The sequence below is a fragment of the Collinsella sp. AF29-7AC genome, assembly GCF_003475665.1.
GTDB lineage: Bacteria > Actinomycetota > Coriobacteriia > Coriobacteriales > Coriobacteriaceae > Collinsella.
This window is the reverse complement of the sequence record NZ_QRQX01000004.1, coordinates 41,611-64,879: the sequence shown is the minus strand read 5'-3', so window position 1 is coordinate 64,879 and position 23,269 is coordinate 41,611. Positions and strand designations below refer to the sequence as shown.

The 23,269-nt window shown below is 58.4% G+C and carries 16 protein-coding genes; 6 read left to right on the top strand and 10 right to left on the bottom strand.

The genetic code is table 11. The features are described from left to right. Nucleotides 1–130: 130 nt before the first annotated feature. The 3 genes from DWZ15_RS02525 to pflB all read right to left on the bottom strand — a co-directional run bounded on the left by DWZ15_RS02525 (nt 131) and on the right by pflB (nt 3,832). Nucleotides 131–1,141, bottom strand: coding sequence for a LacI family DNA-binding transcriptional regulator (locus tag DWZ15_RS02525; RefSeq protein ID WP_117736112.1), 1,011 nt, complete (start codon nt 1,139–1,141; stop codon nt 131–133). Nucleotides 1,142–1,443: 302 nt separating this feature from the next. After that, nucleotides 1,444–1,695 (bottom strand): autonomous glycyl radical cofactor GrcA3, encoded by a 252-nt coding sequence (gene grcA3 / locus DWZ15_RS02520; RefSeq protein WP_055252439.1) that lies wholly within the window; start codon nt 1,693–1,695, stop codon nt 1,444–1,446. An 85-nt stretch (nt 1,696–1,780) separates the two neighbouring features. Beyond that, nucleotides 1,781–3,832 (bottom strand): formate C-acetyltransferase, encoded by a 2,052-nt coding sequence (gene pflB, locus DWZ15_RS02515; protein WP_117758359.1) that lies wholly within the window; start codon nt 3,830–3,832, stop codon nt 1,781–1,783. A gap of 550 nt (nt 3,833–4,382) precedes the next feature. On the opposite strand from pflB, the gene DWZ15_RS02510 reads away from it, so the two are divergent. From DWZ15_RS02510 to DWZ15_RS02490, 5 genes are all read left to right on the top strand, one after another. Further along, nucleotides 4,383–4,832, top strand: coding sequence for a MarR family winged helix-turn-helix transcriptional regulator (locus DWZ15_RS02510; protein ID WP_118449177.1), 450 nt, complete (start codon nt 4,383–4,385; stop codon nt 4,830–4,832). Then, on the top strand, nt 4,829–7,195 hold the full coding sequence (locus tag DWZ15_RS02505) for an ABC transporter ATP-binding protein (protein ID WP_118449175.1): 2,367 nt from the start codon (nt 4,829–4,831) through the stop codon (nt 7,193–7,195). The genes DWZ15_RS02510 and DWZ15_RS02505 overlap by 4 nt, the downstream gene beginning before the upstream one ends. Next, a complete protein-coding gene (locus tag DWZ15_RS02500) occupies nt 7,195–9,051 on the top strand; it encodes an ABC transporter ATP-binding protein (RefSeq protein ID WP_118449173.1) in 1,857 nt (618 codons plus the stop codon). The genes DWZ15_RS02505 and DWZ15_RS02500 overlap by 1 nt, the downstream gene beginning before the upstream one ends. 576 nt (nt 9,052–9,627) lie before the next feature. Continuing rightward, nucleotides 9,628–10,659, top strand: coding sequence for a 3-deoxy-7-phosphoheptulonate synthase (locus DWZ15_RS02495; RefSeq protein WP_022094323.1), 1,032 nt, complete (start codon nt 9,628–9,630; stop codon nt 10,657–10,659). 383 nt (nt 10,660–11,042) lie between these two features. Next, nucleotides 11,043–11,693: a GNAT family N-acetyltransferase gene (locus DWZ15_RS02490; protein WP_118449171.1), complete on the top strand. Its 651-nt coding sequence runs from the start codon at nt 11,043–11,045 to the stop codon at nt 11,691–11,693. Between the two features lie 373 nt (nt 11,694–12,066). Here DWZ15_RS02490 and DWZ15_RS02485 read toward each other — a convergent pair whose 3' ends face one another. From DWZ15_RS02485 to DWZ15_RS02470, 4 genes are all read right to left on the bottom strand, one after another. Then, complete coding sequence (locus DWZ15_RS02485) at nt 12,067–13,236, bottom strand: ATP-binding protein (protein WP_199580011.1); 1,170 nt, start codon at nt 13,234–13,236, stop codon at nt 12,067–12,069. A 251-nt stretch (nt 13,237–13,487) separates the two neighbouring features. After that, the gene (locus DWZ15_RS02480) at nt 13,488–14,864 is read right to left on the bottom strand and encodes an MATE family efflux transporter (protein ID WP_089572364.1); all 1,377 of its coding nucleotides are present in this window, start codon (nt 14,862–14,864) and stop codon (nt 13,488–13,490) included. Nucleotides 14,865–14,960: 96 nt separating this feature from the next. Then, nucleotides 14,961–16,589: an amidohydrolase gene (locus DWZ15_RS02475; protein ID WP_158572480.1), complete on the bottom strand. Its 1,629-nt coding sequence runs from the start codon at nt 16,587–16,589 to the stop codon at nt 14,961–14,963. A gap of 315 nt (nt 16,590–16,904) precedes the next feature. Then, nucleotides 16,905–17,897 carry a helix-turn-helix transcriptional regulator gene (locus tag DWZ15_RS02470; RefSeq protein ID WP_118449167.1) on the bottom strand — a complete coding sequence of 331 codons (993 nt, stop codon included), beginning with the start codon at nt 17,895–17,897 and terminating at the stop codon, nt 16,905–16,907. Nucleotides 17,898–18,025: 128 nt separating this feature from the next. Between DWZ15_RS02470 and DWZ15_RS02465 the strand changes: the two genes are divergently transcribed. Beyond that, nucleotides 18,026–18,217 carry a hypothetical protein gene (locus DWZ15_RS02465; protein WP_117640166.1) on the top strand — a complete coding sequence of 64 codons (192 nt, stop codon included), beginning with the start codon at nt 18,026–18,028 and terminating at the stop codon, nt 18,215–18,217. Nucleotides 18,218–18,253: 36 nt separating this feature from the next. Here DWZ15_RS02465 and DWZ15_RS02460 read toward each other — a convergent pair whose 3' ends face one another. The 3 genes from DWZ15_RS02460 to DWZ15_RS02445 all read right to left on the bottom strand — a co-directional run bounded on the left by DWZ15_RS02460 (nt 18,254) and on the right by DWZ15_RS02445 (nt 23,214). After that, complete coding sequence (locus DWZ15_RS02460; protein WP_118449165.1) at nt 18,254–19,663, bottom strand: APC family permease; 1,410 nt, start codon at nt 19,661–19,663, stop codon at nt 18,254–18,256. A gap of 539 nt (nt 19,664–20,202) precedes the next feature. Further along, complete coding sequence (locus DWZ15_RS02450; protein ID WP_117635777.1) at nt 20,203–21,408, bottom strand: agmatine deiminase family protein; 1,206 nt, start codon at nt 21,406–21,408, stop codon at nt 20,203–20,205. Nucleotides 21,409–21,774: 366 nt separating this feature from the next. Next, a complete protein-coding gene (locus tag DWZ15_RS02445) occupies nt 21,775–23,214 on the bottom strand; it encodes an APC family permease (protein WP_117583531.1) in 1,440 nt (479 codons plus the stop codon). Between the last annotated feature and the right edge of the window lie 55 nt (nt 23,215–23,269).

Sequence of the window (23,269 nt, the reverse complement as noted above, 5' to 3'; positions counted from 1 at the left end):
ATCGTTTTCATATGTCAAACGTTTTCACACCAATACGTCTTTTCGCAGTTCCAGTCGTCGGCAAACGGTTGACATATGCCGGCGAACGGTCATCAGAGGCGTTTGAGGAATTCTTTTGGCACGGGATGAACTACGCGGTTTTGCCCTCAATGAGTTCAACGGGGAGTTTGATATTCGATTCGGGCTTATCGCCGTTAATAAGAGCGATGATGGATTGCGCCGCGAGCTCTCCGATGCGATCGATATCTTGGCGTACGGTTGTTAAGTCAGGCATAAACGTCATGGTGCGGCGGGCACCATCCGCGCCCACGACCTTAATATCGTCCGGAGCGCTCAAGCCGCGTTGCTTCATCACGTTGAGACAGATGGCCGCCATCGTGTCGTCTCCCGCAAAGATGCCGTCAATATCGGGGTTCTCATCGAGGATCTTCGCAACGACCGCGCTCTTTTCGTCGTCGGACTTAACGAACTCGACCTCACGGACAAGCGCGGGCAAACCGGCCTGCTCCACAACATCGTGGTAGGCATCGGTACGCTTATTGGCAGGCATACGCATGCGGCTATTGTTGCGCAGGCACAAGATGCGCGAACACCCGTCATCGATCAGGCGACGCGTGGCAAGTTCGCCGATGCTATAGCTGTCGCTCGCAATCTGAACAGAGGCCTCGCCAAGGTCGCAGTCGATACCAACCAGACTCAAGCCCATCTCGGCATACGCCTCGGCACCGATATTAAGCGAGTTGACGATGACGCCATCAACCATATTGCGCCGAAGCATATCGATATAAGAACGCTCAAGATCAGGTCGATTGGCGCTATTGCACAGCAACATCTTAAAACCGTTTTCGGCCAGGGTACGCTCAACGGCTTGGACCGCTTGTGCATGAAACGGGCTGCTGACATAGGGAACGATCATACCGATTAGATTCAGGCGACCGTTGAGCATGGCACGGGCGATATCGTTGGGCGTATAGTTGATACGCTCCATCGCGGCATGGACCTTATCGCGGGTCTCTTGGCTAATATAGCCGCGATTATTAAGCACGCGAGATACCGTAGTAGGCGAAACCCCCGCCACCGCTGCAACTTCCTTGATGCCAGGCTTAGCAGAATCCTTAGAACGAGCCCCCTCGCGAGCCATAGCACCCTCCCCTCATCAACATGTCATACGTTTACATACGAACAAAGCATACCCCAACAACAGTGGGAAGACGGTAACAGTACAAGTAAGTAAACGGCTCATCCAAATAATTAGGAGAGTTCCGCCTAAAGGGTGACTACACAGGACCCCGCCGGGGCTGTTTGGGCTACCTCCCAAAATATTCCGCAGGACGCAAGAAGCCCTCGCCGCACGAAGTGCGCAGCGAGGGCTTCTTGCATGTCCGAGGACGTTTTGGGAGGTAGCCCAAACAGCCCCAGCGATCCTGCGGGAGTTAAACCCCTTTAGAACTTGTTGTGGAAGGTACGCGAAATGACCTCGTCCTGCTGCTCCTTGGTGAGCGTGTGGAAGTTCACGGCATAGCCGGAAACGCGGATGGTCAGCTGCGGGTACTTCTCGGGGTGAGCCTGAGCGTCGAGCAGCGTCTCACGGTTGAAGACGTTGATGTTCAGGTGGTGGCCACCCTTCTCGGCGTAAGCGTCGAGCATGTGGACCAGGTTATCGGCCTGAGTCTCGGAAACTTCAGAAACCTTCATAATGTGTCTCCTTCGATCGATAGGCGCCGGCCGAAACCAGCGCACTAATCAGTAATCGTTATTGTTAGTATAGCACTAACAATAGTTACTCGCCCAGCTGATCAAGGTCGATATCACCAAAGAACACCTGGTCCTCCTTGCCGAGCGCACCCGGGATGATGGAGAAGGTGTTGGAGATGCCGTCCTGAGCATCGCGGAACGGGAGCTTGGAAACCGAAGACAGCGAAGCGATGGCGCCGTGGCTATCGCGCTTGTGCATGGGGTTAGCACCCGGGGCGAAGGGCTGGCCAGCCTTGCGGCCATCAGGCGTAGAACCGGTCTTCTTGCCGTACACGACGTTGGAGGTGATGGTCAGAACCGAGGTCGTGGGCACGGAGTTGCGGTAGGTGTCGTTCATGCGGATGTACTCCATGAACTGGTGCACAACGTCGTGAGCGATCTGGTCGACGCGGTCGTCGTCGTTACCGTACTTGGGGAACTCGCCCTCGGTCTCGAAGTCGACGATGATGCCGTTCTCGTCACGGACGGGGTGGACCTTGGCGTATTTGATGGCGGACAGGGAGTCAGCCACGACGGAAAGGCCAGCAATGCCCGTAGCGAACCAGCGGTGCACGTGCTTGTCGTGCAGAGCCATCTGGATGCGCTCGTAGCAATACTTGTCGTGCATGTAGTGGATGATGTTCAGCGAGTTGACGTACACGCCAGCGAGCCACTTCATCATGTCGTTGTACTTGGCCACAACGTCGTCGTAATCGAGCGTATCGCCCTCGACGGCGCGATACTTGGGGCCGACCTGCTTCTTGGAGACCTCGTCAACACCGCCGTTGAGTGCGTACAGCAGGCACTTGGCCAGGTTGGCACGGGCGCCGAAGAACTGCATCTCCTTGCCGATGCGCATGGAGGACACACAGCAGGCAATGCCGTAGTCGTCGCCGTGGTAGACGCGCATGAGGTCGTCGTTCTCGTACTGGATCGAGGAGCTGGCAACAGAAGTCTTGGCGCAGAACTTCTTGAAGTTCTCAGGCAGACGGGTCGACCACAGAACGGTCATGTTGGGCTCGGGGCTGGTGCCCATGTTCTCGAGCGTGTGCAGGTAGCGGTAGCTCATCTTGGTAACGAGCGTACGGCCGTCAACACCCATGCCGCCGATGGACTCGGTGACCCACTGCGGATCGCCGGTGAACAGGGCCTGGTACTCGGGGGTACGGGCAAACTTGACCATGCGGAGCTTCATGATGAAGTGATCCACGAACTCCTGGATCTGCTCCTCGGTGAAGGTACCGTTGGCAAGGTCGCGCTCAGCGTAAATGTCGATGAACGTAGAGGTACGGCCGATGGACATAGCGGCGCCGTTCTGCTCCTTGACGGAAGCGAGGTAGGCGAAGTACATCCACTGGATGGCCTCCTGCGTGTTGGTAGCAGGGTTGGAAATGTCGAAACCATAGGTCTCGGCCATCATCTTGAGCTCGCCGAGGGCGCGGATCTGCTCCTGCAGCTCCTCGCGATCGCGGATGTTGTCGGCGGTCATGACCGTCGGGGTGGAAGCCTTCTGGGCCTCCTTGTCCTTGATCAGGTAGTCGACACCGTACAGGGCGACACGACGGTAGTCGCCGATGATGCGGCCGCGGCCATAGCCATCGGGCAGACCGGTGATGATGTGGGCCGAACGGCAGGCGCGCATCTCGGGGGTGTAGACATCGAAGACGCCGGCGTTGTGGGTCTTGCGCTCGAAGGTGTAGCGCTCGACAACGTTCTCGTCGATCTTGTAGCCGTGCTGGCTGGCAGCCTGGCAAGCGATGCGGATACCGCCGTTGACGTGCAGCGCGCGCTTGAGCGGCTTGTCGGTCTGGAGGCCGACGATGGTCTCCTTGTCGCGATGGGCGTTATCGATGTAGCCAGCGGGGTGGCTCACGATACCCGTGACGGTCTTGGTGTCCATATCGAGGACGCCGCCCTGCTCGCGCTCCTTGAGCAGCAGGTCGAGAACCTCGCCCCACAGCTCCTTGGTACGCTCGGTCGGGCCGGCGAGGAACGACTCGTCGCCCTCGTAGGGGGTGTAGTTCTTCTGGATGAAGTCTCGGACGTCAACCTCTCCCGTCCAGATGCCTTCCTTGAAGCCTTCCCATGCCTCCTGCATTGTGTAACCACGCTCCTAGTTACGTGTAATGCGGCGCTCTCTCACACCGCTGCTTATTGAATTCTTGAATGTTAGACCTGCATGACCGGCTTCATTCGCCTTCCGTCGCGCGTTAGCGCAGGGAAAAACGTTTATTCACCTTGGTCTTGCAACCCTAAACCCAAGATTTCACCCGTTAGTGAAGGATAACATAGCCACCCCCTTCATCAGGGCTGTTATATGTTCCTTTTTTTGTGTCATTAGAGCGTTTTCAACAAATCCGCAGGAAACGCGCCCGCCATCATCTACCGTTCACCGAATTATTTGATATTTCCCCTTGCCTTTATACGTCCCTCACTCTAGCTGTTATGCCAGCTTTAGCAGGGTAAAGTACCCACCGATAGATTTTTGGGACATGCCTAGAAATCTACTTTTTCGCCGCGACGGAGTCGGTGGCATGAAATGCCCACGAAGGTAGATTTCTAGGCATGTCCCAAAAATCTACTGTATGAGGTGTGCATACAGGGGTATCATCTTTCACCAAAAATAGTTTCTAGTGTTAGGGGTTTCGGTGGAAGATACCGATTTCCATGAGCTTGGACGTCAGCTCTTAACTGAGTTTGGCAGCATGCATCAGCGCATTTCGCGCTTTGCGGACAAAGCTCTCGGCGGCGAGATGGCTGTCATGCGCGCCCTCATGCTCGCTGGCGGCTCGCTCACGCCGAGCGAACTCGCTGATCGCGCTTGGGTCTCGAGCGCCCGCATCGCCAATATCCTTCGCGCTCTCGAAGCCAAGGGCTGGGTTGAGCGTGAGCACTCAAAGACCGACCGTCGTCGCGTACACGTCACGGTGACCGACAAGGGATTCCATGATCTCGAAATCAAGCGTCGGGAATTCGAGGACCGCACCGCGGCCTTTCTCGAGCAGCTCGGCGAAACGGATACCCAAGAGATGGTGCGCCTTCTAAGGCGTGCCAACGAAATTATCGACCGCAACCAAGAAAGGAGAGATGCCGAGTGAGGATTCTCAAGCTCTTTAAAAAACATGTCCTGGCACTGTTCGCAGCTATCGTACTTATCGTAATCAGCTGCAACGCCGATCTGGCGCTGCCTACCTATATGAGCGACATCGTCGACGTGGGCGTGCAGCAAGGCGGCATCGCCTCGCCCGTACCCGACACCATTCGCGCCGAATCGCTCGACGACCTCGAACTCTTTATGAGCACCAAGGACGCCAAAGCTGTGGAGGCCGTGTTTAGCAAGGCTGACAAAAACGGCATTCGAACGTACAAGGGCACCGAGGAAGGGCGTGCCGATGGCGGCAAGATTGCCGACATTATGAGCCCGCCCGAGACCGTCGTCCTTTCGCTCAACCAGGGCATCGACGCCAGCTCCATGGGCGACATGATGGGCACGTCCAACGAGAAGGACAACAGCGCCGCCCAGGCCATGCCCACACCCGAGCAAATGGCAGCGATGACGCCCGAGCAGCTCGCCGATATGCAGCAGAAGGCCGCAGCGGCGCAGAGCATGCAAAAGCAGATTGATGCCGACGGCGGCAAGATCACCATGAAGAGCCTGCGCCTGGGCGTTGAAGGTGGCTTGATCGACCGGGGCAAGCTCGTCGAGGGCGCCAACGATATGGCGGACAAAATGGGCTCCATGTCGGGTTCTATCGTCACGCAGCGCGCCGTGAGCTATGTGCAGGACGAGTACAAGGCGCAGGGCATCGACCCCGCCGACGTGCAGAACGCCTACCTGGGCCGCATGGCGACCACGATGTTTGGCCTGTGCCTGGTGTCGCTCGTTGCCACCATCCTGACCGGCGCTGTGGCGTCGCGCACCGCCTGCTCCATCGCCCGCGACCTGCGCCGCGAGACCTTCAACAAGGTCATGCACTTCTCGCCGGCCGAGGTGGGCAAGTTTAGCCAGGCCTCGCTCATCACCCGCTGCACCAACGACATTCAGCAGATCCAGATGGCAGCGACTCTGTTCATTCGCATGTGCCTCATGGCGCCTGTCATGGGTATCGTCGCGGTCATGCGCGTCCTGGCCAACCACACCGGCCTGGAGTGGACCATCGCCGTGGCCATCATCGCGGTCTCGACCGTCGTCGGCGTGCTCATGGGCCTTACCATGCCCAAGTTCAAAAAGATGCAGAGCTTTGTGGACCGCGTGAACCTCACCGCCCGCGAGCTGCTCGACGGTCTTATGCCCATCCGCTCGTTCAACCGCGAGGAGCATGAGCTCGAGCGTTTTGACAAGGCATCACTCGACCTGATGACCACGCAGCTCTACACCAACCGAGCTATGAGCTTTATGATGCCGCTCATGATGCTCGTCATGAACTGCATCACCGTGCTTATCGTCTGGTTTGGCGCGCAGGGTGTGTCCGACGGCGTGATGCAGGTCGGCAACATGATGGCGTTTATCTCCTATACCATGCAGATCGTCATGGCGTTTATGATCCTCACCATGGTTTCGGTTATCCTGCCCCGTGCCGAGGTCGCAGCCGAGCGCGTGGAAGAGGTCATCACTTGCCCCACGAGCATCAACGACCCCGCCTCGCCCAAACTGCCCGCGGCCAGCGCGCCGCACGGCGAGCTGTGCTTCCGCGACGTGAGCTTCCAATACCCCGACGCCCGCGCCGATGTCATTAGCGGCGTGAACTTCACCACGCATGCCGGTCAGATGCTCGGCATCATTGGCTCCACGGGCTCGGGCAAGTCCACGCTCGTGCAGCTGATTCCGCGCCTGTACGACGTCACGGGCGGCAGCATTTCGCTCGACGGCATCGACGTGCGCGATATGACCCTCTCCGAGCTTCGCCGCCGCATTGGTTACATCCCGCAGCAGGGTCGTCTGTTCTCGGGCACCGTTGAGAGCAACCTCAAGTTTGCCGGCAACATGGTGAGCGACGAGGACATGCACCGGGCCGCGCGCATCGCCCAAGCCGAGGACTTTATCGCCGAGCGCGAGGGCGGCTACGACTCCCCCATCAGCCAGGGCGGCGCCAATGTCTCGGGCGGCCAGCGCCAGCGCCTGGCCATCGCCCGCGCCCTGGCCAAAAAGCCCGAGGTCGTGGTGTTCGATGACTCGTTTAGCGCCCTCGACTACAAAACAGACGCGCGCCTGCGCGAGGAGCTTGCCAAAAACGTTACCGACGCCGCGCTCGTGGTCGTGGCCCAGCGCATCGCGACCATCATGCACGCCGACCAGATCATCGTGCTCGACGACGGCCACGTGGTGGGCACCGGTACGCACGAGGAGCTGCTGCACAACTGTCCGGCGTACCTGGAGATCGCACAGTCGCAGCTTTCTGTCGAGGAACTGGGGCTTACCCAAGAAGAGATTGCAGCCGTTATGGAAGGAGGCGAGCGTTAATGGCAGACGAGACCAAGACTCAGATTCCCAAGCCTACCCGCCAGCGTGGCCCCATGGGTCGTATGGGCGGTATGGGCCGCGGCGAAAAGGCCAAGGACTTTAAGGGCACCATGAGGCAACTGCTCGGCTATATCGGCCAGCACAAGATTGCCGTGTTTTCCGCCGTCGCCTTTGCCGTATGCTCGGTCATCTTTAACATTGTGGGGCCCAAGGTACTCGGCCAGGTTACGACCAAGCTGTTCGAGGGCCTGGTCGCCAAGGTCAACGGTACCGGCGATGTCGACTTTGCCTGGATCGCCAAGACGCTCGGCTTTTTGCTCTGCCTGTATCTGGCGAGCTCTACCTGCAGCCTGATCCAGGGCTGGCTCATGACCGGCGTCACGCAAAAGATCTGCTACCGCATGCGCAAGGAGATCGCCGCCAAGATCGCCGTCGTGCCGATGAGCTACTTCAACGGCCACAGCAAGGGCGACGTGCTCAGCCGCATCACCAACGACGTCGATACGCTCGGCCAGTCGCTCAACCAGAGTGTGACGCAGCTCATCACGTCCATCACGCAGATTATCGGCGTGCTCGTCATGATGCTGTCGATCAGCCTGCCGCTCACCGGCGTCACCGTGCTCACACTGCCGGCGGCCGCGATTATCCTGACCGTAATGATTCACTTCTCGCAGCCGTACTTCCGCGAGCAACAGCAAGTCCTGGGCACCGTCAACGGCATTATCGAGGAGGACTTTGCCGGCCAGAATGTCATTCAGGTGTTCGACCGCGCCGAGGCCTCGATCGAGGAGTTCGACCGTCAAAACGACCGCCTCTTTATTAGTGGCTGGCGCTCGCAGTTCCTGTCGGGCCTGATGATGCCGCTTATGAGTCTGGTAGGCAACATGGGCTACGTGGGCGTCGTCGTGGTGGGCGCACAGCTCGCGCTGACCGGCAATGCCACGCCCGGCGACATCCAGAGCTTTATCCAGTACGTTCGCAACTTTACGCAACCCGTGCAGCAGCTGGGCAACGTGAGCAACACGATGCAGTCGATGGCCGCTGCCACCGAGCGCGTCTTTGAGTTCCTGGCCGCGCCCGAGGAGGAGCAGAAGGCCGACGCGCAGGTTCCCGAAAAGCGCCCCGGTCACGTGGAATTTGACCATGTCAAGTTTGGCTACACGCCCGACAAAACCATCATCCACGACTTTAGCTGCGAGGCGCAGCCCGGCCAGACCATCGCCATCGTCGGCCCCACCGGCGCCGGCAAGACCACGCTCATTAAGCTGCTGCAGCGCTTCTACGATGTGGACGGCGGCTCGCTGCGCGTCGAGGGTGTCGACGTGCGCGACTGGGACCGCGCGGCGCTGCGCGGCGAGTTTGCCATGGTGCTGCAGGATACCTGGCTGTTTAACGGCACCATCCGCGAGAACATCCGCTACGGACGCCCCGACGCGAGCGATGCCGAGGTCGAAGCCGCTGCACGCGCCGCACGCTGCGACCACTTTATCCATACGCTCGCCGGTGGCTACGACTTTATGATTAACGAGGAGGGCACTAACCTGTCGCAGGGTCAGCGCCAGCTCGTGACCATCGCCCGTGCCATTTTGGCCGACCGCCCGGCGCTGATTCTGGACGAGGCGACCTCCAACGTCGACACCCGCACCGAGGAGCTCATCCAGCGTGCCATGGATGCGCTGATGCAGGGCCGTACCAGCTTTGTCATCGCACACCGCCTGTCCACGATCCGCAACGCCGACGTGATCTTGGTGATCCGCGACGGCGACATCGTCGAGAAGGGCACACACGACGAGCTGCTCGCCCAAGGCGGCTTCTACGCCGACCTGTACAACTCGCAGTTCGACGAAGCGGCGTAAAACCGGCGGCAAACAACCGCAATACACAAAACGGGGGCGCAGAATGAACTGCGCCCCCGTTTTGTGTCCTTTGGGCCTCGAACTGCCTCCCCTAGGACCTGATTGACAGCCCACTCCAAGCCCTGTGGGCAAAAAATGGCAAATATGAGTACTGTCACCTTTTTAGTAACAGCCAAAACAGCACCAAACGCTGCTCACACGGCTTGCACGCGCTCCTAAATTGATCAAACAGCCCAATAGCGGACTTATATGTACTTACGTTAATGAACATATTTACTATTATGTCTATTATCTTATGCCGGCAATATGGCACTACGATAGCAACAGTACTCATATTTGCCATTTTTTGCCCACAGGGTGTTTCCCGGGGAACCGACAACAGCCATAGGGCCCCGCGTAGCGCCACTCCCTCCCGGCATCCGCCGGCGTTTCCCCAGATAAAACCTACCAAAATAAACCTGTCCCTATTTGGTAGGTTTCGGGGCGGCGAGGGGTTGCACTTTAGCGTGCGACAGCGGATAATGCCGAGCATTCGACAATGTTCTCGATGCCATCAATTGATTGAGGAGGCCCCGTATGGCCATGGAATTCAAACGCAGGTTGCCGATCCCCATGGAGATCCGCGAGGAAATGCCGCTCTCCGCCGAGCTTACCGCCAAAAAGCAGGCATTCGACGCCGAGGTCGCCAAGGTCTTTACCGGCGAGGACGCGCGCAAGGTGCTCATCATCGGCCCGTGCTCTGCCGACCGCGAGGACTCGGTACTTGAGTACATGAACCGACTGGCCAAGACCGCCGAGGAGGTCAAGGACAAGCTCATCATCATTCCGCGCGTCTATACCAACAAGCCGCGCACCAAGGGCACCGGCTACAAGGGCCTGTTGCACAACCCCAACCCCGAGGCTCCCGACGACCTGCTCGAGGGCGTCAAGGCCATCCGCCATATGCACCTGCGCGTTATTGAGGAAACGGGCTTCTTCACCGCCGACGAGATGCTCTACCCCTCCAACTACCAGTACCTCGTTGACCTGCTGAGTTACGTTGCCGTAGGCGCGCGCTCGGTCGAGAACCAGGAGCATCGCCTGGTGTCGAGCGGCATTTCGGTACCCGTCGGCATGAAGAATCCCACTGCCGGCTCTACCACCGTTATGCTCAACTCCATTTACGCCGCCCAGGCGCACCAGAGCTTTATCTTCCGCAACTGGGAGGTCGAGTGCGATGGCAACCCGCTCGCGCACGCCGTTATGCGTGGCTACATCGGTCTCGATGGGCGCACCTACCCCAATTACCACTACGAGCACCTGGAGCGCCTGGCCGAGCGCTATACCGAGCACGCCGGCTACGCCAACCCAGCGGCGGTCATCGACTGCAACCACGACAACTCGGGCAAGCGACCGCTTGAGCAGTATCGTATTTGCAAGGAGGTGCTCGACAGCTGCCGCCGCAACGAGTCCATCTCCAAGCTGGTCAAGGGCTTTATGATCGAGTCCTACCTGGAGGATGGCAACCAGCCGGTCGACGGCGGCGTCTTTGGCAAGTCGATCACCGACCCGTGCCTAGGCTGGGAAAAGACCGACTACCTCATCCACGAGATCGCAGAGCGGGTTTAGTTACGCGGGTTTACCAACCCGCGTAACGGCTCGACGCTGCAAACCCGCCAGAGCGGCAATCTGCCTTTCAACTTCGGCGGCATGATCGAAAGATCAATGCCGCCTCGTTTCAAGGCACCTTGCTCGCTCTGGCGGGTTTTCGCTGTCGTTGCCAAAACAACGGCATCACCTTGGCTGCACACTCATTGGGGGCACTCATTGGGGACGTACTTAAATGAGTAGTCGTTGGGGACGTTCTTGTTTGCCTAGTCGTTTAAGAACGTCCCCAATGACTATCTCTCCGCCCCCGTGGAATCGGGGGTCGTCTACCGAATGGTTGATGCGGCGCCCCTGCGGCCATGCCACACTCATAGATAGCCTGACCCAACTTGGAAGGAGCCTCCATGAGCCTTGACAACGTAACCCTGCGCGCCGCCACGCTCGACGACCTGGATGGTATCGCCGCCATCTACAACCAGCTGTGGTGCAACACGCTGCGCAACCGCGGCGACGTCGAAGCTGCCGATTTCTGCGCGCGCTTCAACATTGCCATGCAGCTGCAGCGCTCCCCCATCGCGCTCGTCGCCGAGGCAGAGGGCCGCATTATCGCCGCCTGCTGCATCGGTATCTTCGAGGACGGCAAGCCGCGTACCAACCCCACGTGGGTACCCTGCTACGACGAGATGTTCGCCCAGGCAACCGAGATGGCAAAGACCGCCGATGCCAAACTCGAGGGCTCGCTCTTTGGCGACAGTCGCGAAAAGGCCACGGCCGATCGCTTTGCCGCCACGGGCGACGAGTATGCCCAGGGCCAGCTCAACCTGATCATCATTGTGCCCGAGTGGCAGGGCAAGGGACTCGGCCGCGAGCTCATCGACCTTGCGCGCGCCGAACTCGCCAAAGCCGGGTGCACCAAGTTCTTCCTGATGAGCGACTGCAACTCTGACTGGCAGTTCTACGAGCACCTCAACATGAAACGCATCCTGGAGGATCACAGCCAAGACACCGGCGACGGCTTTATCGTCTACATGTACGGAGGCGACACGCAGGATTAGCCTGAGTGCCGCCTCATCGGCTTTCTCCAAAACAGCCCAAACCAATCAGCCACGCCAAAAGGGACATGCCAAAAAGGGACAGGTTTATTTTGGCAGGTTTTATCTGGGCAAACGCCGACCGCCGCGGAGGAGCCACTCCACCTCGCGGCGGTCTTCTAACAGAAAAAACCAAGTGAGTAGACCTTTTGCAGGAGGTCAAGCACGCCCCAAAACGCCACAGCTCTGACCTGCGGCTTTATTGAGCATTTGTCGCGATGTGCTCGGCATATCCAAATTAGTCTACTCACTTGCATCTAAGACGCACCAGATAGGCAAAAAACCGCCGCAAAAGGGGCCGGTTCCCTTCGCGGCGGTCGTTAATACGCCGAGCCTGTTATCGCAAAAGCCAATCACGCGCCGAGACCACGCTACAGTCTTTCGACTCATACGTTGAATCCACGCGGGCCACAACATAGCGCGCATCTTTTGCAATGTCGATCTCATCGCATACAGCCTGTAAATGGCGGGCGTACTTATCGTGATACGTTCTGGATGATTTTATTTCGATAGCCTTGGGACTCCCTGAGTTTGTGCAGTCGAGCAAATCGATTTCTCGCTTGCCGTCGTCCCTATAGAAATACAACTCGGGATTCTCGCCCACGTTGAGATGGCTCTTCGCCGTTTCGGAAACGATGAGGTTTTCGAAAACTGCCCCCAGATAAGAGCTCTCCAAAAGTTGCTCCAGTGATCCAATTTTGAGCAAGTAGCAGAGCAGCCCCGTGTCGTAAAAATAAAGCTTGGGCGTTTTAGTCAAACGTTTCCTGGCATTTGCATAATAGGGCTGCAGTGAAAACGTCAGGTAGCTCTGCTCCAGGATAGACAACCAGCTTTTAATGGTCGATACGTTCACACCCGTATCTCGAGAAAGCGAAGATATATTAATGAGAGCACCGGCGCTCTGGGCAATTATGGACAGAAACTTATGAAACTCCGCTTTATTGCGCACGTCAAGCAAGCCCACAACATCGCGCTCAACATAGGTATCAATATAGCTGGGGAAATAAACCGAGGACGGCATTCCGGCGGAACGCAGGCGAGGGTATCCCCCTTCGAGCGCAAACAAATCCACTTCCAACTGCCCCCGCTGGCCCCTCTCCGCTTCTCGAAACGAAAATGGCAGCAATTTTAAGATCCCGACTCGCCCGGCAAGAGACTGGCCGATGCTTTTCATCATCAAAAAGTTTTGCGATCCCGTAAGGATGTATTGACCGGCGTCTCCCCGCTCATCCGAAACAACCTGAATCATCGAGAACAAATCCGGGGCGTATTGCGCCTCATCGATGATGAGTCCGCCCTTTCGGTTGCGGATAAAACTCACCGGATCCTCCAAGGCCGCGCGCCTCGTTTGGGGGTCCTCAAGCGTGACATAGGAATAGTCGGGAAAGGCATGCCTAACCAGCGTAGACTTACCGCTCTGCCTAGGCCCCGTCAATGACACAACAGGAAACCAACCCGCCATGCGAATGAGCAACTCATGCAAATCCCTGTTAATGTACTCGGCCATATCAACGCCCCTTATAACGCTGTTACCATAATCGTATAGTATCATTTGCCATAATCTTGCAGTAGCGTTTTCCATAATCTTGTAGTAGTATTTTCCACAATCTTTTAGTAGCACAGTTCAAAAACGTTATTTATAGAGCCGAAATCTCAGACCCTAAATAACAATAGCCACCACAATGGGAACTGTCCCCATTGTGGTGGCTTGCAGGCGAGTTGACTTATTCGACTATCGCGGGCTGGCCGTGCCCGAGTCTAGAGCGTGGCAAGTCGCTTGGATTCGCGGACGGCGAGGGCGATGGAGATAAGACCAGTGATGGCGTCAGCCGCCACCAAGGCAAACCAGACACCCTGAACGCCCATCATGTTGCCAAGCAGGTACATAAGCGGCACGGAGCAGATCACGTAGCGGAGCAGACCGGTGAACGTGGCGATACCCACCTTCTCAACCGCCTGGAAGTACATCGACATGGTCATGGCAAGATAGCCCAGGGCCACGGCCAGGATAACGATGCGCGTGGCGTTGGCGGCAACCTCGACGAGCGCCGGGTCGCTACCAGCAAAAAAGGCGCAGACCGGCGTTGCGGCCACCCATAGCACAGCAGACACCGCAGCAAGCGTCACGACCTGGTACTTAAGCGTGCAGGAGAGCGTTTCCTTGAGGCGCGCCCACGCCTTGGCGCCGGCGTTGAAGGCGGCAATGGGCTGCAGGCCGTACGAGAAGCACTGGGCGACCATCATGGTAATGTAGAGGATGTAGCCGTTGATCACGCCAAAGGCCGCGATGTAGAGCGAACCCATGTCGCCGCCGAGCTGGCCAAGCAACGAGTTGGCAACGGTGTTGAAGATGAACGTGGCAGCTTGCACCAAAAAGAACGGGAAACCAATCTTGATGATCTGGCCGCAGATGGCCATGTCGAGTTTGAGGTCGGCGGCGCTGATCTGGAGCTGCGACTTCTTACCGCCGATGAACCAGAAGATACCGATGGCCCAGATACCGATGGAAAGACCGTAGTACACGCCAGCTCCCATAACGCCAAGCTTGAGCACAAACGTGGAAAGCGCAAGCCAGCAGATAGCGACGATGGCAGACACGGTCATGAGGTTGGCCTGGATCTGAACCTTCTCGTCCACACGCATGACGGCGGTGACCATCTGACCAATGACCGTGAGCGGCAGCAGCACGGAGAAGGTGCGCACGCCGGCAACGGTATCGGCCATGATGTCGGGCGTGGCGCCGAAGAATGCGCAGATGGGCTCGGTAAACACAGCCATCACCACAGCAAGCAGCACACTCACAATCGTGGTAAGCCAAAAACCCTGGCTAAACGCCTTGCTGGCGCCCTTAATGTCGCCGGCACCCAAAAGGTTGCCCACCACGGCGGGCACGCCGGTGCCAAACAGGTTGCCAAAGGCCAGGTTAATGTACTCGACCGACATGATGATCGAAACACAGGCCAGGCCGTGTGCACCCAGGCCCCAACCCATCACGAGGCCCTCAAGGACCACCATGATAATCTGGGCGAGCATACCCTGGCCGGTGATGATGGTGTACTTGCGCACCAGGCCGGGAATCGGCTGCGAGGCAAGCTCACGCTCCTCCTCAACAGCGGCGGTTGTCTCTTCTGCCATTGTTCTCCCCTTTCAATGAGAGATTGATGAATGGATGGATGAATGGATGGGCGGCACGCACAGGCTGTGGCACCGCCCAGCGATGCAGCAGCCCCGCTAGGCCTCGTAGACCACCTTGCCGGCAATCATCGTGAGAGACGCCGTGGCCTCGAGGACCTCAGCCGGTTCGCAGTCAAAGAGGTTACGGTCGAGCACACAGATATCAGCCTGTTTGCCGCATGCGAGCGTACCGATGCGATCCTCGGCATGCATGGCGTAGGCGCTGCCGTAGGTGTAGGCGCGCAGGGCCTCGGCCATGGTGATGCGCTCCTGCGGGAACCACCCTTCTGGGTTGGAGCCGTCCTCGAGCATGCGGAAGACCGCGCCGTACACCTCCTCCATGGGCTCCAAGCCCACAACGGGGAAGTCACTGCCCAGGTGCACCACGGCACCGCTGGCAAGCAGGCTATGCAGGGGCCACGAAAGCGCAGCACGCTCGGGGCCCACGGCATCGTCCTTGGCAAGGTCAGCCATATCGAGCAGCATGTGCCACGGCTGCATACCAGGGCATATACCCAGCTCGGCATAGCGCGGCAGATCCTCGGGCTGAACCGTCTCGTTGTGCTCCATGGAGTGGCGGCAACCCCGCTTACCATGCAAGCGCTCGCCCTCCTCAAAGCAATCAAGCACAAAACGCACCGAGCGATCGCCGATCGTATGGACGCGCGTGTCAACGCCCCATTCCTGCGCCCTGACAATGGCGGCACGGATGCGCTCTGGATCCTCCGCGGGCTCACCGCAGGTATCGGGCGCGTTGGAATAGGGTTCAAGCATCCAAGCGGTGTGGTCGGAGCACACGCCATCAAGAAACTGCTTAAAGCCGTGCCACTCGACCTGCGTACCCGGGAAGGCGTATTTCTCCTTGATCTGCTCGAGCGTTAAGGACTCGTTTTCGAACAGATCGGTGTACAGGAACACGCGCAGTGGCAAGTCGCCCTTGGCATTAAGACCTGCCAACACCGCATACGGGTTTTCCATGCTCACAAACGTAGGATTGACCATGCCGACCGTAGTGATTCCCAGGGCATTGGCGCGCCGGGCGGTTTTTGCAAACGACGCGTCAACAACCTCGGGCGCTGGGTCGTAGACCTCGTCCATAAAGAAGACGCCGGCGTTGTTGGAAAACACGCCCGTCAGATTGCCCTCGGCATCCTTAAGGATCTTGCCGCCTGCGGGATCGGGCGTCTGCGAAGTTACTCCCACCTTGTTGATGGCGCAGGTATTGGCACTAAAGGTATGCAGGTCAACCTGCTGCAGAAAGACCGGGCGGTCCGAGATGTACTCATCGATCATCGCGGCTGTGGGCATCTCGGGGACATCCCACTGGAACTGGATAATCTGGCAGCCCAGAATCCACTCGTTATCGGGATGGTCGGCCGCAAACGCCACGACACGTTCCATCGCCATCTCAAAACTGGTGCAGTCGATGAGGTTGACGGCAAAATCGGGGTCGGTCATAAACGCGCCCTGGGCAAAATGCGTGTGCGAGTCGATCAGGCCGGGCATGACGAGCTGGTCGCCAAAGTCGCGCACCTCGGTATCGGGACCGATAAACGGTGCCAGGTGAGCATCGTCACCGCAGGCAACAATCTTATCACCGCGCACGGCAACGCCGCCCTTAAACGGCTCGAGCCCATCGCCGGTAAAGACGGCGTTGCTCTTGATAACTACATCAGCCTTGTCCATGTGAGCCTCCTCAGGCATCTTTGGTTGCAACGCGGACGCACCGCCCGCGTGGGCACTCGGTTGGGAGCGTAGCGCTCCCGCATCGGCGCGTGCCTACAAGCCGTGCTCGGACGTCTGTCCCACGTCCGCGGCTTCGCGCTACACCCATTGATACACAGGGGCAAATCCGTGCCAAGGCCAGGGATCGCAAACGGTCAGTTTAAGCAGGTTTACACGCTTTACCTGCAGGTTTATTGTCTGAGATTATTACCGCGTCATTACGCCCAACGGCGTGCCCGCCCACACGGCAAGACCCGCATGCAAGGAAGAATAGGACTAGGAACGCCAAAAGGCATCTATGAGGTCATCTCGGTTGGAGACACCGCTTTTAACGTAGATGCGATGCAAGTGCGCCTTGACAGTGCCAGGGCTGATGACCAACTCGCTGGCGATGTTTTGGGCGTCGTTGCCCTTCAGCACCAGCGTGAGCACCTCCTGCTCGCGCCGCGACAGCTTATGGGCATCGGCATAGATCACAACGCGTGATGCTAGATCGTCCCCAGAGCGTGCGCTCTCGGCCGCCACGTCCTCATCGGCACGCGGATGACGGGCATACACGCGCAGGATATGGCTGAACTGGCAAAAGAGTTGGACCGCGCATGCCACGAGCAGCACGTTTTCGGAGATATTGCGCTCGGACAGATACCACAAAAAGAGGCTGATGACGGGGTTTTGAGAGTCGGGGCGGCAGAGCAAAATCATGTAGGTGTCCTCGGCGATTACGCAAAACGCAAGAACGAGTGCCACCTTCCAAAAGAGCTTTGAGCGGTCGAGGTCGAGTTTCTCAACACGCGTGGCCCTGTGCCGGTAATGCCAGGCGGCATAGGCAAGACATCCTACATTGCCCAGGTCACGCGTGAGCCAAAAGAGATACTGCTGCATCTCTCCGGCAGCACCGCTGCGAGGCACCAGCACCAATTGCAAGATTGAAAACGGCACGATAGCAAGTCCGAGCATGCGCGACGTCGGCCTTTTGCGCAAGCGCGCAAACATCCACAGTACCACGCAGGCATAGATGGCAATACTGAGCACGCAGCGCAGCAAGGGGTGCTGCAACGGCTCGCTAAAGGTAACAGCGTATTCGTATTTGAGCCGATTGTACTCGTCAAAAAAAATGACCGACATATCGAGCATGTAGAGCAAAAAGCCCGCCGCGGCCACCAGGCTGTCGCGACGGCGCGTCATGAGCCAAACCACCAATGCCACGGCACTGGTCACCAGAGCCACACCCATGATAATCGTGGTGTAGATATAGAACGCGAAACTCATGCCCGCCTCCCCTGTCTAGATGCCGTGAGGATGTTGACAGATTCTTTGCCGCAAGATTAGACTCACCGATTAAACGTACTGTATCGTTTAGATAAACAAGCTGTGTCTCACCGATGAAAGGAGATGCCATGGCGCCTATCGCACCGCTCAAAATACTCGTTGCCCCTGCCGCCAAGGCCATCGTCCACCTGTGCGACTCACTTACCTACAATGACGTCCCCTGTGTCGTCGAAGAGCGTTCGGACAGCTGCCCCTATCTGGGCCACGTCCCCTTCTTTGCGCCTAAGCTCGTTTCCGATCCCGAGCACCGCGAACAGTAATCCAAGATGCACCAAGCGCTGCGCAACTCGCGGCGCTTACTGTTTTGGTGCAAAGTAACCTGACCCCCGTGCACCAACGCCGGGATTGTCGACGCTTCGGCCGCGGCGCGATATGAGGCGCGAAACCTCGCCCAATAACAGGCCAATCACTACGCCCGCGAGAATCGGCAACTTTGCCATCTCGGCAGGTGAGCTGTTGAGTGGCACAATCGTAGCAACAATCGAAAGCACGAGCTCCACCACGGGAATCGCAAGCGCCACCGCGAGCACCTTGCCCTCGAAAGGCGCACGGAACACACGCGAGCGATTATCGTGCTTGCGCAGACGCCAAAACGCTGGGAACATGGGGATATAGCTCATGAGCAGAAAGACGACGTTCATCGAGAAGAAGACCCAAAAGACGTCGGAACCCTCACCCAGCGGAATCTGGAGCAGCAGCACCAGACTGGCAAAACAGCCGTTAATGAGCGCCGAGCCGTTGGGCATGCCGGTCTTTTTGGACACCAACGCAAAGGGACGCGGCATGTTGCCATGGCGCGCGGCATAGCTCGCTACGTTGTTGACGCCAAAGCTCCAGCAGATCATGTTGGCGAACAGCGTCACCAAAAAGGCCACGCCCACGACCATCGTCAGCGGGTGGGTGCGCCCCACCATAGCGGCGACTGCGTCCACAATGCCCGAATCGAGTGAAAGCTGCTCGGTGGGAACCGCGGCTCCAATGCCAATGCCACAGATGATGTAGATCGCCGCAATGGCCACGCCACCGGCAATAACCGCCTTGGGGATATCACGCGACGGGTTCTTCATCGTGCTGGCAAAGGTCGCCACCACTTCGAAGCCCATAAAGTTGAACAGGATAATCGATAGGTACGTCAACGAATTGGTGTCGCCCAGATCTGGAATGAAGGTCTTAAACGACATGTCGTTGGCAAAGCCGTTATTGCAGGCAAACCAAATGCCGACGATTCCCACCACAGCGGTAATGAGCACCTTGATGACGGCGCCGCCGTCCATGACCCAATCTGCCTCGGCCACCGGCTGCATTGCCATGACCGTGACGCCCCACACAAAGACAATCTCGATGGCGATTCGGATCCCGAGTGAAAACTCGATACCCCACACCGCATTAATGACACTGGGGAACATGCAGGCGATACTTGCCACCCACAGCGGAAAGTTAACCCAGTAGCACCAAGAGCAGCGGGCGCCCCAACGGTCGCCCAGGCCCAAGCGAACCCAATCGTACAGGCCGCCCTCGGAATCAAACGCCGTACCCAGCTCGGCCACCACCAGACCATAGGGAAGCAAAAACGTAATGATAAGGAAGATCCACCAGAAGAACTGCACGTTACCCATGGCAGATGCCGGAGCGGCCGCCTCGATGGTAAAGACAACGCAGATAACCGAGAGGATGACCTCGAACAGGGAGAACTTTTTACCTGCCACGACACGCTCCCCCTACAGCAAAAAGGATGGCATCTGTACCGAAGGCGCAGCCCAAGGTAGGGTTGCAGGCCGCGTCACCGGTGCAGGTGCCATCCCAAAGAGAAGAGGGGATGCAATTGTTGGACCAACGCTCGCGGAACAGGCGCGTGTAGATAACGATACGCTGGTACATAGATACTCCGATCAAAACGGTCGCGTTCACGACCGATAACTTTCGGCAATTGAAGACGCGTCTGACCTGGGAAATTCAAGCGAACAATTGGCCTAACCCGCAAAAAATCCCAGGCCAGACGCGTACTCAATCAAAGAAAAGGGCACTCCGAAGTGGAGGCAACGGAGTGCCCAAAGAAAACCCAACCGACCAAGACATCGGGCAAGCCGACCATCAATGCCCCAAGATGGTTCGATTCGCCGATTGTCCGATTGATCGGCTGGGTTTTCGAGGTGCCCCAGGTCGCCGCGAAAGAGGAGCGAAGCGTACTTTGGTACGCGAGCGACGGTTTGAGCGGCGAGATGGGGTGCCTCGGAAAGTCAGACGATTAAGCGGACGGCTCCTGCTGAGTGATGCAGTGGATATTGCCGCCGCCGAAGACGACCTGCTCGGACTGAACGCCGACGCACTTGTAGACGCCCTCGCCCCAGACCTCGTCATAGATCTTCTGGAGCGTGTCAACGGCCAGCTGGTCGTTCTCGTCGCCATACTGCGGGACGATAACGCCGTGGTTGGTGACCAGGTAGTTCATGTAGGAGGCGATCAGCGGCTCGTCGGGAACGCGCGGCTCGGCGTTCTCGTCGGCGTCGATGGTGTCGCAGGAAGCCTGGTCCATGAACAGCGGGTTCACGGGCATGCAGAGCTTGTAGACCTTCATCTTGCGGCCCTTGGCGTCAACGGCGTTGGAGAGGGTCTCGTAGGCAGCGTGGCACTGCTCGTAGAACGGATACTCGGGATCGTCGGTCCAGATGCAGGCCATGACGCCCGGAGCGATGAACGTGGCAACGTCGTCGATATGACCGTTGGTCTCCTCGGGGTCGATGCCCTCCTTGACCCAGATGACCTTCTCGACACCCAGGTAATCCTTGAGGTGCTCGTCCATGTAGGCGCGAAGTTCCTCGCTCCAGGGCTCAAACTTCTTGTGGAACTTGGGCCAGATGGACTCGGGATCCTCTTCCTCCTCCAGAACCGCAGAGCAGGTGCGGCCCGGGGAAAGCAGGCACTGGTCGGTCACGACAAGGGTGCCCTCGCCGTCGACGGTGATGGAGCCGCCCTCGAGGATCATGTCGTCGGGACGATAGCGACGGCAGCCGGAGAGCTCAGCCATCTTGAGGGCGATCTGCTCGTCCTTGTCCCACGGGAAGTACAGGCCGTCGACGAGGCCGCCGTAGGCGTTGAAGTGCCAGTGGTTGGCACGCTTCTCGCCCTTGCCGTTGATGACGTAGGTGGCGGCAGTGTCGCGGAACCAAGCGTCGTCGGTGGTCATCTCGATAACGGTGACGTTCTCGTCGTTCTCGAAGACGGCCTTGCAGTTGGCATAGTCGACCTGGTTGGCGCACATATAGACCGGGGTGAACTCGGAGATGGCGCGGGCGATGGCGGCATACTGCTTCTGAGCAGGCTTGGCGCCGTGGGCCCAGGTGTCGGTGCGGTGGGGCCAGCCCATCCACACGCGATCCTGCGGGGCGAACTCGGCGGGCATAAAGAAGCCGTCGGCCTTGGGGGTGGACTCGGACTCGGTGATCGTACGCATAAGATTTCCTCCAAATCGAACGATCGTTTGCCGCGGGCGGATTACCCGCAGCCTAAAACCAAGAGATGGTAGGCGCCCGTTCCCCGGCAAAGGTCGGGGCGCCCGGCGCCGGTTTTCACGGAGCCGCACCGACGAGCGGCAACGTAACCAAGTGCGTGGAGACAAACGCACGAAGGATACGAAAGAGAGATTGGGGCGGGCGGTGGTTACCGGAGCTATCGCTCGCACCCGCCCCAAGGAATGGTTAGCAAACCTGTCGCTTGGGCACGTCTCCGAAGAGGCTAGAGTGCCCGGAGTCGGGAGCGACAAGCCCGACGAAGCGCACGTTGGTACGCGAGGAGGGTTGGAGCCCCAGAACCGGGTGCTCTAGTTCTCCTCGGCCTCGGCGGCCTCCTCAGCGAGACGCTGAGCTGCCAGCTCGGGAGTGAGGCCCTTGTACTCGGTCTCACGGCCCTTGGCGCTGACGACGCGGACAACCTCGCCGATGAGCAGAAGCACGATGAAGATAACGATCATCGGGAGCTTGTCGCCAATCTCGGCGGCGGAGAGCGGCACCAGCGTTGCAACGATGGCCAGGATCAGCTCGATGCAAGGGATGGCCAGCATGACCTTCATCATGGCGCCCTTAAACGGGAACGTGAAGATACGCTCGCGGTCGGGGTCGTTCTTGCGAAGGTTGAGGAACGCCGGGAACATCGGGATGTAGGTCAGCAGCAGGAAGACGACGGAGGTGCCGAAGAGCATCCAGAAGACGCCGTTGGAGATGGCGTCGATGGGAACGAGCTGCAGACACAGCACCAGGGAGGCAACGACGGCGTTGACCAGGTTGGCGCCGTTGGGCATGTCGTCATCCGAAATCATCGAGGCGAAGACCTTGGGCATGTTGCCGTGCTCGGCAGCGTAGCGGGCGACGGAGTTGACGCCGAAGGACCAGGCGGCCATGTTGGCGAACAGGGTGATCAGGAAGGCGATGCAGATGACCTTGAAGATCATGGAGTCGCCCACCATGGTCTGGACTGCGACAATCATGCCATAGTCGGGGTCGATGGAATCGGCCGGCACAGCAGCGCCGATGCCAAAGCCAGCGAACAGGTAGATCACGGCGATGGACAGGCCACCGACGATGATAGCCTTGGGGATATCGCGAGCGGGATCGGCCATGTCGTCGGTCATGGTGCAGATGACCTCGAAGCCCATGAAGTTAAAGATGATGATCGACAGGTAGCCGAGAGCGTTGGTGTTGGTGAGCTCGGGCAGGAAGGTGGCAGCGGACATGTCGTTCGCAAAACCGTTCTCCATGGCATACCAAATGCCCAAAGCGCCAACGATAACGGCGACGGCGACCTTGATGATGGCGCCACCGTTAAGGACCCACTCGGAGTCGGCCGCCTTGGAGCGGCCCATGAGGTAGACGATCCACACAAAGGCAAGATCGATACCCATCTTGGCGATCAAGTTGAACTCAACGCCAAAGACCATGCCCAAAATGTCGGGGAACATGGTAGCCAGCGAGGCAATCCACAGCGGGTAGTTGACCCAGTAGTAATACGAGATGCGGGCGCCCCATTTGTCGCCCAGGCCATCGCGTACCCAGTCGTAAATGCCGCCCTCGCCGTCATAGGTGGTGCCGAGCTCGGCAACAACCATGCCATAAGGAAGCAGGAAGGTCAGGATCAGGAAGATCCACCAGAAGAACTGCTGGTTGCCAATGGCAGCAGCAGGAGCGGCGGCCTCGCAAACGAAGACGACGCAGATGATGGTCGAAATGACCGTCAAAAAGGAAAGCTTTTTCTTTCCGTCGCTCATGATGAGCTCCTTCGCTCAGTCTTGGACAGATCCGAGGCCCAAGGTACTAAGGCAA